Origin of the sequence: Rhizorhabdus wittichii (assembly GCF_017607425.1) — a bacterium.
GTDB classification, from domain to species: domain Bacteria; phylum Pseudomonadota; class Alphaproteobacteria; order Sphingomonadales; family Sphingomonadaceae; genus Rhizorhabdus; species Rhizorhabdus wittichii.
Genome location: NZ_CP059319.1, coordinates 2,744,628 through 2,761,504, shown reverse-complemented (window position 1 = coordinate 2,761,504; position 16,877 = coordinate 2,744,628). Strand labels below are relative to the sequence as shown.

General features: G+C 68.4%; 12 protein-coding genes and 1 pseudogene. 3 read left to right on the top strand and 10 right to left on the bottom strand.

Annotation, left to right across the window (positions count from 1 at the left end; translation table 11 throughout):
• Window positions 1-19 precede the first annotated feature (19 nt).
• The 9 genes from HRJ34_RS12950 to HRJ34_RS12910 form a co-directional block, all read right to left on the bottom strand.
• Window positions 20-442, bottom strand: coding sequence for a Rid family hydrolase (locus HRJ34_RS12950; RefSeq protein WP_208634282.1), 423 nt, complete (start codon window positions 440-442; stop codon window positions 20-22).
• Between the two features lie 40 nt (window positions 443-482).
• Window positions 483-1,634, bottom strand: coding sequence for a tyramine oxidase subunit B (locus tag HRJ34_RS12945; RefSeq protein ID WP_208634281.1), 1,152 nt, complete (start codon window positions 1,632-1,634; stop codon window positions 483-485).
• A gap of 104 nt (window positions 1,635-1,738) precedes the next feature.
• Window positions 1,739-2,818 (bottom strand): nuclear transport factor 2 family protein, encoded by a 1,080-nt coding sequence (locus tag HRJ34_RS12940; protein WP_208634280.1) that lies wholly within the window; start codon window positions 2,816-2,818, stop codon window positions 1,739-1,741.
• 49 nt (window positions 2,819-2,867) lie between these two features.
• Window positions 2,868-4,355 (bottom strand): FAD-binding oxidoreductase, encoded by a 1,488-nt coding sequence (locus HRJ34_RS12935; protein WP_226949182.1) that lies wholly within the window; start codon window positions 4,353-4,355, stop codon window positions 2,868-2,870.
• A 177-nt stretch (window positions 4,356-4,532) separates the two neighbouring features.
• The gene (locus tag HRJ34_RS12930) at window positions 4,533-7,244 is read right to left on the bottom strand and encodes a TonB-dependent receptor (protein WP_226949181.1); all 2,712 of its coding nucleotides are present in this window, start codon (window positions 7,242-7,244) and stop codon (window positions 4,533-4,535) included.
• A 250-nt stretch (window positions 7,245-7,494) separates the two neighbouring features.
• On the bottom strand, window positions 7,495-9,129 hold the full coding sequence (locus HRJ34_RS12925) for an amidohydrolase (RefSeq protein ID WP_208634279.1): 1,635 nt from the start codon (window positions 9,127-9,129) through the stop codon (window positions 7,495-7,497).
• A gap of 140 nt (window positions 9,130-9,269) precedes the next feature.
• Window positions 9,270-9,725 carry a nuclear transport factor 2 family protein gene (locus tag HRJ34_RS12920; RefSeq protein WP_208634278.1) on the bottom strand — a complete coding sequence of 152 codons (456 nt, stop codon included), beginning with the start codon at window positions 9,723-9,725 and terminating at the stop codon, window positions 9,270-9,272.
• Complete coding sequence (locus HRJ34_RS12915; protein WP_208634277.1) at window positions 9,722-10,624, bottom strand: NAD-dependent epimerase/dehydratase family protein; 903 nt, start codon at window positions 10,622-10,624, stop codon at window positions 9,722-9,724. Before HRJ34_RS12915 ends, HRJ34_RS12920 begins: the two co-directional genes overlap by 4 nt.
• A gap of 36 nt (window positions 10,625-10,660) precedes the next feature.
• Window positions 10,661-12,178 carry an AMP-binding protein gene (locus HRJ34_RS12910; RefSeq protein WP_226949180.1) on the bottom strand — a complete coding sequence of 506 codons (1,518 nt, stop codon included), beginning with the start codon at window positions 12,176-12,178 and terminating at the stop codon, window positions 10,661-10,663.
• A gap of 152 nt (window positions 12,179-12,330) precedes the next feature.
• On the opposite strand from HRJ34_RS12910, the gene ribB reads away from it, so the two are divergent.
• The 3 genes from ribB (at window position 12,331) to HRJ34_RS12895 (ending at window position 16,170) form a co-directional block, all read left to right on the top strand.
• Window positions 12,331-13,488 carry a 3,4-dihydroxy-2-butanone-4-phosphate synthase gene (gene ribB, locus HRJ34_RS12905; protein WP_029994096.1) on the top strand — a complete coding sequence of 386 codons (1,158 nt, stop codon included), beginning with the start codon at window positions 12,331-12,333 and terminating at the stop codon, window positions 13,486-13,488.
• Window positions 13,489-13,597: 109 nt separating this feature from the next.
• Complete coding sequence (locus HRJ34_RS12900) at window positions 13,598-14,548, top strand: isopenicillin N synthase family dioxygenase (protein WP_208634276.1); 951 nt, start codon at window positions 13,598-13,600, stop codon at window positions 14,546-14,548.
• 113 nt (window positions 14,549-14,661) lie between these two features.
• Entirely contained in the window at window positions 14,662-16,170 is a 1,509-nt protein-coding gene (locus HRJ34_RS12895) for a S10 family peptidase (RefSeq protein ID WP_208634275.1), read from the top strand.
• A 146-nt stretch (window positions 16,171-16,316) separates the two neighbouring features.
• Here HRJ34_RS12895 and queF read toward each other — a convergent pair.
• A pseudogene (queF, locus tag HRJ34_RS12890) lies at window positions 16,317-16,766 on the bottom strand (preQ(1) synthase); the annotation flags it as partial.
• Between the last annotated feature and the right edge of the window lie 111 nt (window positions 16,767-16,877).

Below are 16,877 nucleotides of genomic sequence, written 5' to 3'. Positions count from 1 at the left end.
GGTTCGATGGACGGGGGCGTCAGAGCGAGATGCTGATCTCTTGGACGTTGGCCTTCGCCGCGCCGCGATAGGCGGTGACCTCGATCTCGACCTTGTACTCGCTCGATCCGAGCGGCGGGCTGGTCAGGGTGAGGGTCGGGTTGATGCCGCGCATCTTGTCGGCATAGGCGGTCATGACGGCATCGATGTCCTCAGGGAACTGGACGAAGACGCGGGCCGCGACGACATCCTCCAGCGTCGAGCCGACCGAGGCCAGCGCCGCGTCGATATTGGCGAGGACCTGGAGGGTCTGCTCGGCCAGGTCCGTGGGGATCAGCTTGGTGCGCGGATTGCGGCCGGCGGTGTTGGAGACGAAGATCAGGTTGTCGACGGCGACGAGCCGCGAATAGCTGCCCCGCTCCTCGGCGGGGGAGCCGGTCTTCACTTTGACGATATCGGTCATGGTCCGGGTCCTTCGGGACGGAAAGGGGATCGGCGGCGGATCAGCGCAGGACGGGCTGGTCCCACAGGTTGAGCGGGACGCCGATCCCCTTCTCGACGGCGTTGTGGTAGACGACCGTGCCCCAGGCGACGTCCTCGACCGGCATGCCGCCGACCGACATGATGATGATCTCGTCGTCGTCGCGGCGGCCGGGGGCCTCGCCGGCGACGATCTTGCCGAGGTCCTCGATCTGGTCGCGCGACATGCGGCCCTCGTCGATCAGGTCGAGGAAGCGGATGCCGACGACGGGCACGTTGTTGTGGACCGGCTTCGGATTCTCCTCGTGCCAGGCGTCGTAGAGGCCGGGATTGTCGAGCACCTTGCGAATCTCGGGCGATTCCATGCCTTCGTCGATATTGGTCAGCGACGGCATCGACAGGAAGGTGCCGGGGCTGACCCATTCGCGCTTCACGACCGGATAGATCGACGGATCGCCGATCGCGCCCGACTGGCAATAGGTCACGATGTCGGAATGGCGGACGACCTCCTCGATCGTGTCGACGACCTGGACGGTGGTGATCTGCGGATAGGTCTCGGCCACCCAGGCGAGGAAGGCGTCGAGGCTCTTCCGGCCGCGACCCTTGACCTTGACCGTGTCGATCAGCGGGCAGACCGCCATGAAGGCGGAGAGCGAGGTCTTCGCCATCACCCCCGGGCCGAGGATGCCGACCACCTTCGAATCCTTGCGGGCGAGGTGGCGGGCGCCGACGCCGGGCACCGCGCCGGTGCGATAGGCCGACAGCAGGTTGGCCGACATGAAGGCGAGCGGCGCGCCGGTGTCGGCGTCGTTGAGCACGAACATCAGGATCGAGCGGGGCAGCCCCTTCTCGCGATTGGCGATGTTGGAGCCGTACCATTTCATGCCGGCGGTGCGGAACCGCCCGCCCAGATAGGCCGGCATCGCCATGAAGCGGCGATCGGGGGTCGGCTTGGGCATGTCCGGGAAGGGCGAATCCTCGGGGAACACCACCACCGAGCCGTGCGAGTTGTTGCTCGGCCCCGCCATCCGATAGTCGCCATGGTAAAGGAGGGCGAACATCTCCTCCATCGTATCGACGCAGGCCGCCATGTCGGTGACGCCCGCCCGGATCATGTCCTGCTCGGACAGGTAGATGAAGTCGATCCGGGTCGAGGTCGTCATGTCGTCAGCCATTGCAATGTTCCAGTTTCGGGGCCGCGCCGTCGCGGCCGGTTGTTTCGCTGTGGTGGGCGCGCCGGACCGTCGGGCGCGCGGGGATCGGTCCCGACCGCGACCGGTCAGTCGCGACCATAATGGTCGGCGAGGGCGGCGATCGCCGCCTGGTCCGGGATCTCCTTCGCCGAGGCCGCCATCATCGCGCCGGCCGTGTCGTCGGCATGATAGCCGCGCTTGCCGTCGCGGAAATTGACGAGCTGCTGGGCGAGGTAGCGCTTGTCCAGCCGGTTCAGCGCGGGCGCCTGCATCGCCGGATTGCCCTCGCCCTGGGCGCCGTGGCAGGTCGCGCAGGTCTGGACGAGATCGCCGATCGCAGCCGGCACGGCGCGCTGCGCGACCGGGGCGGCCGGCAGCTTGGGCAGCGCGGCGATGTAGGAGACCACTGCCTTGACGCCTTCGGGCCCCGGAACCGCCGTCGCCCGCCCGACCATCTGGAAGCCGTGCGCGTCGTCGGTCTTGCCGCGCTTGCCCTCGCGGAAATTGGTGAGCTGGCGGACGAGATAGTCCGGGTCCTGGCCGGTCAGGTTGGGCGCGTACATATAGGCGCGGCCCTCCCCGGCATTGCCGTGGCATCCCGCGCAGGTGGTGAAGACCGCCTTGCCCGCGTCGCTGCCGAGCGACGGCCGCGCGGCGGCGATCCCGGCGCTCTTGTCGCCCTGGAAGGCGAGCAGGACCTTGCCGCTGTCGATGAACTCCTCGAAGCTGACGATCTTGCCGTCGCGAACCTTGAAGACATGGACGAGGTCGGCCTTGTAGCGGATGCCGGTGCTGCGGACCGTGCTCTCTTCGGTGCCCGGCACCGCGACCGTGTCGCCCGTGACGATATAGCCGAACTGGGTCGCGACCGGATTCTCCAGCGTCTCGTCGACCTTGGCGAAGAAGTCGGCGACGCCGGCGGGGCCGTGCCGCGTGCCGCCGAACGGCAGCTTGTCGGCCGGGCCATAATAGGTCCAGGTCGCGTCGGGAGCGATCAGCCGCTCCAGCGCGGCCATGTCGCCGCGCTCGAACGCCTCGTAGAGTTCGTGGACGACGGTGGCCGCGTCCTGCGCGGGCTTCGGCGCGGTCAGGGCCTTTCCGGCCGCGACGCCCGAGAAGAGCAGCAGCGCCGCGACGAGGCCGGCTTTGGGCGATAGCGATTTCATGGCACGATTCCCGAGGCGATGATGGAAGGACGGCGGGCGAGGGCGCCGGTCATGACTGGCCGTAAAATCCGTGGAACACCCCCTTGGGGTCCCATTGCCGGCGCAGCCTGGCGAGCCGGGCCCAGGCCTCGGGGGAGTAGCAGTCGCGGATGTCCTCGGGCCGCCCCTCCTGGTCCATCTCGTTGATGTAGCTGCCGCTGGAGACGGACTTCAGTTCCTTGAACAGCTTGAGGCAATAGGCGCGGCTGGCGGCTTCCTGCGCGGGCTCGTCCCATTCCATGTAATAAGCGAGGTAGAAGCGGCCGATCCGCGAGCAGGCCGCGTCGGGCATCTTGTTGGTGCCCATGTAGAGCAGCAACGGCGTGCCGCGCGGCGCCGGGCAGTTGGGGATATGCCGCTTCAATATCTCGACCGCTTCCATCGGCCGGTCGATCCAGGCGTCGTCGCCCATCCAGTAGCCCTGCGGGAAGGACGCCTCGTTGTCGCTATAATAGCGGTCGAAATTGCCGGCGCGGTTCTCGATCCGGTCGATCGCGCGGGCGATCAGCGGATCGCCCAGCAGCGGGGCGAGCTTGCGCCGGCCCTCGGCCTCGCTCGCGACGAAGGCGTTGATGTCGAGATAGATGCGCTGGCGCTGCTCGACCGGCGCGTCCTCGGCGACGTCGGGCGCGGCGGCGACCGCGAACAGCACCTCGACGTCCTTGTCGAGCCGCGGGACGACGGTGTCCATGACCCGCGTGACCGCGTCGAGCTCGCCATAGGCGAAGGTGTAGCTCGCGCCCCAGATCACCTTGGGCGCGTCGAAGCATTGCAGGTGGAAGCGGACGACCACGCCGAACAGGCCGGGCCCGCCGCCGCGCGCGGCCCAGAACAGGTCGCGGTTCTCGGTCTCGCTGGCGCGCAGCAGCCGGCCGTCGGCGGTAACGATGTCGACCGCCTTGACCGCGAACACGCTCATCCCTTGCGACCAGGCGTTGGTGTTCAGCCCGACGCCGCCGCCGAGCAGGAAGCCGCTGATCGGCACGGTGCCGCAATGGGCGCCGGGAAAGGCGAGATCGTCCTCCGCCAGCCGCTCGGCCAGCCCGCGCGAGAAGACGCCGGGGCCGCCCACTGCGGTCTTCGCGGCCTTGTCGACCGCGATCCCGTCGAGCCGGCTGACGTCGATCAGCATGCCGCGGTCCCGCAGGAAGCAGGCGGCCATGCTGTGGCCGCCGCAGCGGGTGGTGACCTTCATCCCGTTGGCGGCGGCGAAGCGGACGGCCTCCTGCACGTCCTCGACCCGCTCGACCTGGACGATCATGTCGGGCCGCCGGTCGGCCTTCGCCCGCTGCCAGATCATCGCCTCGCGCCAGGTCTCGTAGCCGTCGTCGCCCTTGACGACGACGGTGCCGGCGATCCGCGCCTGGAGCGCCGCGGCGTCGCTGCCCTTCGCCGGCGCGGCGAAGCCCTCGGCGCCGGACAGGGCCGTCGCCACGGGGATCGAGACGGCGGTGGCCTGCAGGAAGCGGCGTCGCGACCAAAGAGCAAAGCGGGACATGAATACTCCGGTTGTTCCTTCGGAACCTATGAAGCCAGGGGGAAGGGCAATACAACGCCCGCCCTCCGTCCACTTGTTGCGCAAGTGGCAACATTTCGCCGACATGTTGCGCGTCGGCGCGCGGGGGATCGGGACCGGCGCGATGCCGGCCGGTCCCGATCCCCCGCCGGCGAAGGGTCAGAAGTTCGCCGAGAAACCGACCCGGAAACGGCGCCCGAGGACGTCGTAGAATTGCGGGTTGGTCGGCAGCACCGAGGCGGGCACCGCCGGCGGGTCCTTGTCGAGCAGATTGTCGACCGTCGCGAACAGCTTGTAGCGGCCCGGCTCCTCCGCGGGGCCGATCCGATACTGGGCGTTGAGGCTCAGATAGGTCGCGCTCGGCAGCGTGTTGTCGGCGATGTCGCGGCCTTCGACGAAGCTCCGGTCGTACTTGCCCGCGCTGATGAAGCGGGCCTGCAGCGTCGCCGAGATCCGGTTGATGTCATAGCCGACGATCGCGCTCGCCGCCCAGGACGGGGTGCCGGCGCCGTTGTTCTGCCCGGCCAGCCGGGTGATGAGCGCGCCGTTGACCAGCGTCGACTTGATCGTGTGGTTGGCGAAGACGCGGAAGTCGAGCTTGCCCTCGCCCAGGTCGGTCCGGTAGCCGAGCTCGAGATCGATGCCCTTGGTGCGCTGGGTGGCGATGTTGATGCCGGTGCTGCTGATCTGGGTGATCGTGCCCGATCCGTCGCGGACGATCTGGCTGCAGGCGTCGTTCTGGCCGCCGAAGCACAGGTTGACGATGTCCTGCGGCGCGACGGTCGCGATCGCGTCGTCGATCTTGATGTCGTAATAGTCGACCGAGAAGTTGAAGCCCGGGATGAAGGAGGGCTTCAGCACCGCGCCGAACGACAGCGTGTTCGCGGTCTCCGGCTTCAGGTTGGGATTGCCCTGGACGAAGGGGAAGACCAGCGTCGCGGCATTGCCCCGGAACGGATCGAGGATCGTCTGCGTCGCGAGGCCGCGCGCCGGGGTGAACAGCTCGGGGATGTTCGGCGCGCGCACGTCGCGGGAGCGGGTGACGCGGAAGCGCAGGTCGTCCGACACGTCCCAGGTGGCGCCCAGCTTCCACATGCTGATGCCGCCGCTCGAACTGTAGTCGGCATAGCGATAGGCGCCGTTCAGGGTCAGCGCCTCGACGAACGGAAGGTCGGCGAGCAGCGGCGCCTCCAGCTCGATATAGGCTTCCTTGACGTTGAACTTGCCGTCGACGTTGCGCGCATTGCCGAAGGTGAACACGCCGGCCCGCGACAGCGGGTCCGCGACCGCGTGGAGCGTCTCGCGGCGATATTCGCCGCCCATCGCGACGCCCCAGCGGCCGGCGCCGATGTCGAACAGCTTGCCGGTGATGCCTGCGCTGGCCGCGATCTCGCGCTGGGTCTGGCGCAGGTCCTGGTCCGCCCGGAAATAATTCTGGACGTCGGCGGTGTTGCGGTTGGTGCCGAACGGGTTGAACGGGCGGCAGGCGGTCGACGGGTTGGTCAGCGCCACGCGGCAGACGACCGAGCCGTCGGGCGCGCTTACCGCGTCGATCATCTCGGCCGCGCGCGCCGCCATGAACGCGCCCAGGATCTGCTGGCGATACTTGTTCTGGCCATATTCGAAATTGGCGGCCCAGTTCCAGCTCGGCGCGAGCGAGCCCTTGGCCCCCGTCACGCTGCGCCAGGTCTCGGTGGTCGAGACCGGCACCGGCCGGCCCACGTCGGTCCACAGCCGCCCGAAGCCGAAGGAGGAGACGCCCGCGGCGTCCATCTGCGCCGCGACCGACGCCGGCAGGAACGGATTCTCGCGCTGGATCGTCAGGTTGCCATAGTTGAAATAATAGGGGGTCGATGCGACGCCCTTCGACCAGCCATAGGAGAAGTCCTGGCTCAGCTCGAGCGCGTCGGAGACCTCGTAGCCGGTGCGCAGATAGGCCACTCGCCGGTCGAGCTCGGGAAGCAGCGCGTCGCCGAGATAGAGCCGGGTGCCCTGGCCCTCGCCGCCGATCATGAGCTGGGCGCCGGGAAGCTGGCCATAGGTGAACGGCCGCGGCGTGCCGTCGGCATTGAAGGTGGTGCCGCGCAGCGGGCCCGAGGTGATGATGCCGTTTGGCGTCATCGTCGCGTTCTGGACGTTCGAGGCGATGATCCGCACCGGCGTCGCGCCGGCGACGTTGGTGACGAGGCCGTAGGAGCGCCGGCCCCAGTCGCGCGAATAGGCGTCCTTGGCGCCGTCGCTGCGATAGACGTCGACCGCCAGCGTCGCATAGCCGCGCCCGCCGCCGAACTGCACGCCGCCCAGGAAGGCGCCGCGATATTCCTTGCCGTCCGAATGCTGCGTCATGCCGACGTCGCCGCGCACCTGGAAGCCTTCATATTTGCGGCGCAGCACCAGGTTGAGCACGCCCGCGACCGCGTCCGATCCATAGACCGCGGAGGCGCCGCCGGTGACGACCTCGACGCGCTCGACGAGCAGCGAGGGGATGAAGTTGAGGTCGACCTGGCCCAGGTCGGACGAGGGCACGTGGCGGACGCCGTCGACCAGGGTCAGCGTCCGGTTGGTGCCGAGGCTGCGGAGGTTGGCGTAGTTGGCGCCGACATTCTTGGTGTTGTTCGTGGTGCTGGCCGGCGTGGTGGAACCGCGGAAGGCCGGAAGCTCGTTGAGCACGTCGGCCACGTTCACCGCCTGGCGCTTGTCGAGCAGGTCCGCGCCGACCACGGTCAGCGGGCTCGGCGCCTCGGTGCCGTCGCGGATGATGCGCGAGCCGGTGACGGTGATCTCCTGGTCCGCCGCCGGCTCGTCGGCCGCGCTGGCGGGCAGCGCCTGCGCCGACGCCGCCATCGGCAGGCCGACGAGGAGCCCGGCCATCGCGGCCATGGCAAGCGAACTGACGCGTGTCCTGAAATGCATATGAGACATGATGACCCCCTTTGTTGTTCCCGTGATGGATTGTGTCCCAATCGGAGCGGGGCTCAATCGCCGCTCCAGGCGAAGTTGTTGCGCAGGCCGCAACACGACGGACGAACCCAGGTCGAAGGCGCCCTCCGGGAAGACGCGATGCGTCCTCCCTCCTGTCGTCAGGCGGTCGTTTCGGCGTCGGCGCGGCCGCACCTGACCGTCATTGCGGCCGGGCGTAGACCTCGCGTCCCTCGAAGACGGTCGACAGGACCTTGGTCTCGCCGATGTCGGCGGCGGGGATCTTGAACAGGTCGCGGTCGAGCACGATCATGTTGGCGAACTTGCCGACCTCGATCGATCCGTTGACCTTGTCCCAGCCGACCGACTTGGCGCCGTTGATCGTCGCGATCTCGATCGCGTCCTTGAGGCCGATCGATTCCGGGCCGTGATCGAGCATGCCGCCGATCGCCGGGAACAGGTTCGGCGCCGGCAGCACGACCCAGTCGCTGCCCAGCGTCATCAGCGTGCCGCGCGCGAGCAGCGACTTGAACGGCCAGGCCCCGGCCAGGTTCTTGGTCAGCGGCCCCTTGATCTGCCAGATCGCCGGCGACATCTCGCCGACCGCGCCGAGCCTGGCCGGGCGATCGATGTCCTGCGGCGAATAGCGCAGGCTGTGCGCGACATCGTGGAGGATGCCCGAATTGCCGTTGGCGGTGCGGGCGGCCTCGATCGCGTCGAGCGCGGTGCGGATCGCGCCCGATCCGACGGCGTGCATCTTCACCTTGATGCCCATCTTGTCGAACCGGGTCAGCGCGGCGTTGAGCACGGCGGGCTTCTCGTAGAGGCGCGCGACCGCGACCTCGCCGTGATCGTCGAGCTCGACGTCGGTCGAATGGGGCTGCAACGGGCTGCCGTCGACGTAGATCTTCACGAAATCGGTGAAGATGTGCGACGTCGCATAGTCCTTGCGATGGGCGATCACCTCCTCGGTCTCCTGCGGCGGCATCAGCGCGCTCGCCGGGTTGCCCCAGACGATGTGGGTGGCGGTGCGCAGCGTCCATTTGCCGGCGAGGTCGAGCTTGCGCATCTCCTCGAGCATCTGGCGCGACGCGGTCGCCTCCTGCGCGGAGGTGATGCCATATTCGGCGCAGAGCGCGGCGGTGCGCAGCAACGCCTCGTCGACCGTCGCGGCGGGCAATGCGGGGATGTGCTGGGTGATCAGCCAGGTCGCCTTGGAGAGGAACTCGCCGGTCGGCTCGCCGTCGGCGCGGTGCAGCACCCGGCCGCCCTCGGGATCGGCCGTGGCGCGGTCGACGCCCGCGATCTGGAGGGCCTTCGTGTTGGCGAGGCCGTGATGATAGGACCATTCGCGGATGTAGACGGGCGTGTCGGGAAAGGCCGCGTCGAGATATTTGCGGTCGGCATGGCCATCGGGGAACAGGTCGCCGCGATAGACGTCGGCGACGATCCAGCCGCCATATTGCCGGTCCTTCGAGCAGGATTGCAGGCTGGCGACGATCTGTTCGATCCGGCTTTCCGGCGCGATCTGGCAATAGATGTAGCGCGCCTCGCCCTTGAGCATGTGCTGGTGCGCGTCGTGGAGGCCCGGCATCGCGAATTTGCCGGCGAGGTCGACGACCCTGGTGCCAGTGCCGATATAGGCCTGCACGCCCTTGTCGGTGCCGACATAGGAGAATTTGCCGTCCTTGATCGCGACGGCGTCCGCCCAGGGATGCGCGCGATCGACGGTGTAGATCCGGCCATGGCGATAGACGGTGTCGGCGACGGGCTCCGCCGACAGCTTCGCGCCGCTCGCCAGAAGCACGGCCAGAAGGGCCATCGAACCGATTTTCATGCTGTCAGCTCCCCATGTCGCCTGTGCCGATGTTTCGGCCGGATAGGGATGCTGTTTGACGGGATGGGCGACGGAGTCGCAATCCCCCTGTGGGCGGCAGTTGTTGCGCATCGTGCAACAAGCCTCGGGCCGTGACCGGTCTATCCGGTCGCGCGCGGCACGGCGGCGCGCCGTTCCTCCCAGTCGAGGACAAGTTCGCGCCGGGTGAAGAGCCAGCGGCCGTCGATCCGGCGCAGCCTGTCCTGGTAGCGGATCGCCCAGCTCAGGATCGAGCGGGCGCCGTCGGCTGCCTCGGTCATATGGTCGGCGACGCAATAGGTCTCGCCGGTCGCGTCGTCGCCGTCGATGATGTGGTGTTGGTTGAGCACGCGGTGCTGGGTCGCGGCGAAGGCCGCCGCCAGCCTGGGAAGCGCGGCCAGCACCCGTGCGCGGCCCTCGATCCGGCCGCGCGGGGTGACCAGCACCATCTCCTCGGCCATGATCGCTGTCCAGATCGCCGGGTCGCGGCGGTCGGCGCCGATCGCGTAGAGCGTCGCCGCGCGGCGGATCGCCTGTTCGTCGAGCAGGCGCCGGACCTCGGCGTCCACCGCGTTCATCCCCGGCCGCGATAGAGCGCGACGATCTCCCCGACCGCGGTGGCGATGTCGTTGCGGCGATAGCCGAGCAGCGCGGCCTCGGCCGGGTCGGGATCGAAATAAATCTCCCCGCCATGACCGGCGAAGCTGCCGATCAGCGGGTGCGGCTTGTCGAGCAGCGGCACCTCGACGTCCTTGCCGAACGCCCGGAAATAGAGCTGGAAATAGTCGCGGAAGCTCAGATTCTCGTCGCCGACCAGATAGGCCTTGCCCGACTCGCCGCGCTCGATCGCGCCCGCCGTCGCCTCGGCCAGCGAGCGGATCGACATGAAGTTGACGCCGCCCGGCGGGGCGTAGACCGGGATGTCGGGGAATTTGCCCTCGGCATAGGCCGCGACCTTCTCGAAGCCGCGCGGGTCGAGGCCGGGCACCGCGCCGAGCATATAGGGCGGGTTGAGCGAGAGGACGCGGAAGCCGGGCCGGGCCAGCGCGCGTACCCGCTCGTCCGACGCCTTGCGCGATCGGATATAGGCATTGCCCTCCAGCAGGTGCGGCGCCGCCTGCGGGTAGAAGCTGCCGATGTTGATCGCGCAGCCGACCCCGGCGTCGCGCGCCCGTTCGAACAACTGCGGCACCAGCTCGGCGTTGGTGCGCTCCCAATAGGCGGCGGCATCGTCGTCTTTGCCGACATGGCGGGTGTCCTGCCCGGCCGCGAACACCATCGCGTCGAACCCGGCCAGTTCCTCGCGGCTGTAGCCGCCCGCGATATAGTCGCCGGCGAGGAAGGGCATCGCCGCCATCGGCGTCGTGGCGAGCGGCGGCTTGCGCGACCCGATCGTCACCTTGTGCCCCAGCGCGGCGAGGTGGATCGCGGCGTCGCCGCCGATCATCCCCGATCCGCCGATCACCAATATTTTCATGCTTCTCATCCCCTCCCGATAAGGTCGCCGGCCGCGTCAGCCCGACGGATAGCCGCCGCCCTCGTAGAGGCGGTCGAGCGCGGCATAGTCGATCGCGGCGCCCGCGCGCGGCAGGGCGTCGGCGAAGACGACGCTGCGCGGCTTCTTGTAGGAGGCGATCGTCCGGCGGCAGTGGTCGATGACGGCAGCCTCGTCGATCGCCATGCCCGGCTTGGCGACGACGATCGCGCGGACGCTCTGCATCCAGACGGGGTCGGGCGTGCCGATCACCGCCACCTCGGCGACGCCGTCGATCTGGGCGATGCAGCGCTCGACCTCGGCCGGATAGATGTTCTCGGCGGCCGACTTGATCAGCCGGCCCTTGGGCCCGATGAAGCTGAGCGTCCCGTCGCTCTCGCGGCGGCCGAGGTCGTTGGTGCGGCGCCAGCCGTCGGCGGTGTAGCGCTGCGCGTTGATCTCGGGCCGGCGCCAATAGCCCGGGCTGACCGTCCAGCCGCGCACCCCGATCTCGCCGACCTCGCCGTCGGGCAGCTCGCGGCCCTCCTCGTCGAGCATCGCCAGCCGCACCAGCGGCGAGGGGCGTCCCATGCCGCCCTTGCCGGGATCGCCCAGCGCGCTGAAGGTCGAATAGCCCATCGTCTCGGTCTGGCCGTAGCCATAGGGGCGCTTGCCCCACAGGCTGTCGTCGATCGTGACCAGCGCGTTCCATTCGGGCTTGTAGGGCTGCGAGCGGAGCGAACCGAGGTCGGGGCGCCCGTCGCCCAGTTCGAGGATCTTCTCCATCGTCGGCGGCAGGATGAAGGTGTCGCTGACCTTCTCCGCCGCGATGATCGCGCACATGTCGGCCGGATCGGCCTGCCGCACGAACAGGTTGCGCCCGCCGACGGCGAAGGTCGCGAGGCAGTCGAGCAGGGTCGCGACGTGGAAGAGCGGCGTCGCGCTGAGATAGGTGGTGGCGTGGTTCCAGCCGCGCAGCGCGGCATAGTGCAGTGCCTGGAGCACCAGCGCCTGGCGGGTCAGGATCGCCGCCGCCGGCCGGCCCGAGAAGGCGGCGGTGTAGAGCAGGAGCTGGGGCGCGTCGGAGGGCATGGCGGCGGCCTCGGCCTCGGGCGCGCCGGCGATCGCCGTCTCATAGGCGCAGGCGGGATCGAGCGAATCCTGCCGCAGCCAGGTGCAGCTCCGCTCCCGCCATTCGGCGCGCAGCGTGTCGGGCAGGCTGTCGGGCTGCCAGACGACGACCTGCGGGTCGAGATCGTCGAGGACGAAGCGCAGCTCGTCCTCCGACTGGCGCCAGTTGAGGATCGCGAGCGCCGCGCCCAGCCGCCCCGCCGCGATCAGCAGTTCGAGCACGCAATGGGAGTTCTGGCCGAGCCACACCACCCGGTCGCCCGGCTTCACCCCGGCCGCGTCGAGCCAGCCGGCGAGCCGCCGCACCCGTCCGGCGAAGGCGGCATAGTCGTGGCCCCGGCCGCTCTCCATCTCCAGCACGGCGGGGCGGTCGCGCCACCGCCGGGCATGTTCCTCGAGCATCGCCGCAAGATCGAGTCCCGACACCTTGTCCCTCCGCTTGGAGCCGCTTCCCTGAGCGGCCGCTTGTATCCGCCTTCCCAAGCTAAGCTGATCTTTATTCGCAGTTCAAGCTTATTGATCAAGCGATCGCTTGGTATTATCTTGAGTCGCACGGATCGAGAGGAAAGGTATAGGATATGGCCGTGCCGAGACTGGTCGCCGAAAGCGCCGACATCTCGCCGATCGAGGAGATCATCGCCGAGGCGCGGGCGGGGCGGCCGTTCATCCTGGTCGATTCGGAGGACCGCGAGAATGAGGGCGACCTGATCGTCCCTGCCCAGTTCGCGACGCCCGAGGCGGTCAACTTCATGGCGGTGCACGGGCGCGGGCTGATTTGCCTGTCGCTGACCGCCGACCGCATCGCGGCGCTGCGGCTGCCGCCGATGGCGCAGGACAACCGCACCCAGCACGGCACCGCCTTCACCGTGTCGATCGAGGCGCGCGAGGGGATCACCACCGGCATCTCCGCGCACGACCGGGCGCGCACCATCCAGGTCGCCGCCGATCCCGATCGCGGGCCGGCCGACATCGTCTCGCCCGGCCATGTCTTCCCGCTCGCCGCGCGCGACGGCGGCGTGCTCGTCCGCGCCGGGCATACCGAGGCGTCGATCGACATCGCCCGGCTCGCCGGCCTGCGCCCCGCCGCGGTGATCTGCGAGATCATGAACGACGACGGGACGATGGCGCGCCTGCCCGACCTGCTCGGCTTCGCCGCGCGCCACGGGCTGAAGATCGGCACGATCGCCGACCTGATCGCCTATCGCCGCCGCACCGAGCGCCATGTCGCGCGCGAGCTGGAGCGCGACTTCGACACGATCCACGGCCGCTTCCGGCTGGTCGCCTATCGCAACCTGCTCGACAACAGCCTCCACATCGCGCTGGCCAAGGGGGTGATCGACCCCGATGCGCCGGTGACGGTGCGCATGCACCGGCTGGAGTTCGGCCCCGACGTGCTGGGGATGAGCGGCGACCGGCATAGTTGCCTGAGCAACGCGATGAAGACGATCGCGGACGAGGACGGCCCCGGCGTGATCGTGCTGCTCAAGGACTGGGACCCCGACTGGCTGCTGCGCCAGCTCGGCCCCGCCGACGCCCATACCTGCCAGACGCGCGCGCTGCGCGACTATGGCATCGGCGCGCAGATCCTGATCGACCTGGGGGTGCGCAAGATGGTGCCGATCACCTCGGCCCGGCCCAATCCGGCGGCGCTGCCCGGCTATGGGCTGACGATCGTCGGCTGGCGGCTGTTCGGCAAGGACGGCGTTCCCGAGGACGAGGTGACTTTGTTCGACTGAGCCGGTTCGCCGGATGACGGCGCGCGCCGCCGACAGATCCTTGCTTATCCGCGATTTCCGAGGCGGCGGATGTTTCCATCCGCCTAGAAATCGCTCTATATCCGCCGCCATGACCGACATCGCAGAGATGACCAGCGTGCCCAGCGTCTCGCTGGCGACCAGCCATTCCGATCCGGACGGCTTCGCCCAGGCGATCGGCCGCTCGTTCGAGCGCTTCGGCTTCGCCGTCGTCGCCGATCACGGCATCCCGGCCGAGCTGATCGCGCGGGCGGAGGCCACCGCCCGCGCCTTCTTCGCGCTGCCCGAGGCGGTCAAGCGCGCCTATTGCGTCGAGGGCGGCGCCGGCCAGCGCGGCTACACCCCCTTCCGGGTCGAGACCGCCAAGGACGCGACCGAGGCCGACCTGAAGGAATTCTGGCATGTCGGCCGCGAGCTGCCGGCGGGGCACCGCTTCGCGGGCGAGATGCCTGCCAATATCTGGCCGGCCGAGGTGGAGGATTTCCGCCGGGTCACTTTGGAGCTGTTCGACGCGTTCGAGGCGACCGGGCGGCGCATCCTCTCGGCGATCGCGCGCTATCTGGGCCTCGCCCCCGATGTCTTCGACGATGCGATCGAGGACGGCAATTCGATCCTGCGCCTGCTCCATTATCCGCCGATCGGTCCCGACGCGCCCGGCATCCGCGCCGGCGCGCATGAGGACATCAACGCGATCACCCTGCTGCTCGGGGCCGAGGAGGGCGGCCTCCAGCTCCTCGACCGCGACGGCCGCTGGCTCGCGGTCGGCATCGCGCCGGGCGAGCTGGTGGTCAACATCGGCGACATGCTCCAGCGACTGACCAACCGCAAGCTGCCCTCGACCAGCCACCGGGTGATGAACCCGCCGCCCGAACGGCGCGGCTTCGCGCGCTATTCGATGCCCTTCTTCCTGCACTTCCGCCCCGATTACCTGATCGAGACGCTGCCGCAGACGATCGACGCCGCGCATCCCAACCAGTTCCCCGAACCGATCACCGCGAACGACTACCTCCTGCAGCGGCTGCGCGAGATAAAGCTGATCTGAACCCCAATTAAGCCCCTCCCTTTCAAGGGAGGGGGGACCTGTTTGTGTTCGGGACTTCCACTCCTGTCAGCAGTTGGTCTAGCCTGACCCCATCTGAAAGGGGTTCCATCATCATGCGCTTCACCACCAGCCTGGCCGCCCTCGCGCTGGCCCTCGCCCCGCTGTCCGCCCACGCCGCCGACGAGAAGAAGAAGGACGATGCCGCCGCCGCCGCGCCGGTGCCGCCGCCCAACGTCTCGGTGACGAAGCACAAGGGCAGCTTCGGCGGGCAGTCGATCGCCTATACCGCGACCACCGGCGAGACCTATCTGACCGACAAGGACGACAAGCCGGTCGCGGCGATCTTCGCGACCTCCTATGTCAAGGACGGCGGCGATCCGAAGACACGGCCGATCACCTTCCTCTACAATGGCGGCCCCGGCTCGGGCTCGCTGTGGCTGCACATGGGTGCGTTCGGGCCGAAACGGGTCGTGCTGCCCGACGCGAAGGACGACGGCGCGCCGCCCTATCCGGTGATCGACAATCCCGAAAGCCTGCTCGACGTCACCGACCTCGTCTTCATCGATCCGGTCGGCACCGGCTTCTCGCACACGCTGGGCGGCAAGGACCCCAAGGATTATTGGGGCGTCTCGGCCGACGCCAAGTCGATCGCCGAGTTCATCCGCATCTGGCTGAACGAGAACGGCCGCTGGGCCTCGCCCAAATATATCGGCGGCGAAAGCTACGGCACCACCCGCTCGATCGCGCTGATCAACGAGCTGGAGGGCAGCTACAACGACGTCGCGGTTAACGGGATCATCCTGATCTCGACGATCCTCGATTTCGGCGCGGCGGCCGAGGCGCAGGGCAATGAGATGCCCTATATCCTCAACCTGCCGTCGATGGCGACGACTGCCTGGTATCACCACAAGATCGCCAACCCGCCCGCGACCGTCGCCGAGGTCGCGGCGCAGGCGCGCGCCTTCGCGATCGGGCCCTATGCGGCGGCGCTGCTCAAGGGCAACCAGCTCGGCGCCGAGGAACGCGCCTCGGTCCGTGCCGAGCTCGCCCGGCTGACCGGCCTGTCCGAGGCGTTCGTCGACAACGCCAATCTGCGCGTCTCGCCGGGCCGCTTCTACAAGGAGCTGCTGCGCGACCGGGGGCAGGTGATCGGCCGGCTCGACACCCGCTATACCGGCGTCGACTATGACAAGGCGGGCGAGGAGCCCGACAACGACCCCAGCTTCTACGGCATCGACGCGGCCTACACCTCGGCGATCAACAGCTATGTGCGCGGCGACCTCAAGCTGAAGACCGACCGCCATTATGTGACGATCGGCGGGGTCAACAGCTGGGACTGGAAGCTGGCCGACCAGCGCGGCCGCGACGGGGAGGTCTATGTCAACGTCGCGCCCTATCTGGGCAAGGCACTGCGCGAGAATAGCGGCCTGCGCGTGTTCGTCGGCCAGGGCTGGTATGATTTCGCGACGCCCTTCTTCGGCGCCGAATATTCATTGAACCGGCCGGGTTTCGACCCGTCGCGGATCAGCTTCCATTATTATGACGCGGGCCACATGATGTACGTCCGCCCCGACGACCTCCGCAAGCTGAGCGCCGACGTCCGGGCGTTCATCCGGGGGTGACGAACAATTTCCCCCTCCCTTTCAAGGGAGGGGGGCAGTGGGTGGCGAGCGCAGCGAGCCCCTCGCTCGTCCCTACCCGCCAAGAGTTGACCCCCTTGGCTGCGTTCTGACCCCTCCCTTGAAAGGGAGGGGATTTTCGCGAAGTTACCCCGCCCGCGATAGCCGGGGACGCCCTGGTCGGGGACCCACAGACCCTCGGGCGCGGGGCCCGATTGCCAGAAGACGTCGATCGGGATGCCGCCGCGCGGATACCAGTAGCCGCCGATGCGCAGCCAGACCGGCTTCATCTCCTCGGCCAGCCGCTGGCCGATGCCGACGGTGCAATCCTCGTGGAAGCCGGCATGGTTGCGGAAGGAGGCGAGGAACAGCTTGAGCGACTTGGATTCGACGATCGTCTCGCCCGGCGCATAGTCGATCACCAGATGCGCGAAGTCGGGCTGGCCCGTCACCGGGCAGAGCGAGGTGAACTCCGGCGCGGCGAAGCGGACCAGATAAAGGGTGCCGGGGCGCGGATTGGGAACATAATCCAGCACCGCCTGTTCGGGGGAAGCGGGCAGGGTGCTGGTCTTGCCCAGGTGGAGAGTGGACGCGGACATGCCGCCGCCCTTAGACCAGTGACGCCGGCTACGCCACGTCGGGCAGAAAATTATGCCTGATGATATTTTTATGAAACATACTTGCAATCAAACCTATCTGTAGATAATTAA

Excerpts from the sequence above, each read along its gene's own strand:
- HRJ34_RS12950 (WP_208634282.1), bottom strand. The coding sequence starts at position 442 with ATGACCGATATCGTCAAAGTGAAGACCGGCTCCCCCGCCGAGGAGCGG.
- HRJ34_RS12945 (WP_208634281.1), bottom strand. The coding sequence starts at position 1,634 with ATGGCTGACGACATGACGACCTCGACCCGGATCGACTTCATCTACCTG.
- HRJ34_RS12940 (WP_208634280.1), bottom strand. The coding sequence starts at position 2,818 with ATGAAATCGCTATCGCCCAAAGCCGGCCTCGTCGCGGCGCTGCTGCTC.
- HRJ34_RS12935 (WP_226949182.1), bottom strand. The coding sequence starts at position 4,355 with ATGTCCCGCTTTGCTCTTTGGTCGCGACGCCGCTTCCTGCAGGCCACC.
- HRJ34_RS12930 (WP_226949181.1), bottom strand. The coding sequence starts at position 7,244 with ATGGCCGGGCTCCTCGTCGGCCTGCCGATGGCGGCGTCGGCGCAGGCG.
- HRJ34_RS12925 (WP_208634279.1), bottom strand. The coding sequence starts at position 9,129 with ATGAAAATCGGTTCGATGGCCCTTCTGGCCGTGCTTCTGGCGAGCGGC.
- HRJ34_RS12920 (WP_208634278.1), bottom strand. The coding sequence starts at position 9,725 with ATGAACGCGGTGGACGCCGAGGTCCGGCGCCTGCTCGACGAACAGGCG.
- HRJ34_RS12915 (WP_208634277.1), bottom strand. The coding sequence starts at position 10,624 with ATGAAAATATTGGTGATCGGCGGATCGGGGATGATCGGCGGCGACGCC.
- ribB (WP_029994096.1), top strand. The coding sequence starts at position 12,331 with ATGGCCGTGCCGAGACTGGTCGCCGAAAGCGCCGACATCTCGCCGATC.
- HRJ34_RS12900 (WP_208634276.1), top strand. The coding sequence starts at position 13,598 with ATGACCGACATCGCAGAGATGACCAGCGTGCCCAGCGTCTCGCTGGCG.
- HRJ34_RS12895 (WP_208634275.1), top strand. The coding sequence starts at position 14,662 with ATGCGCTTCACCACCAGCCTGGCCGCCCTCGCGCTGGCCCTCGCCCCG.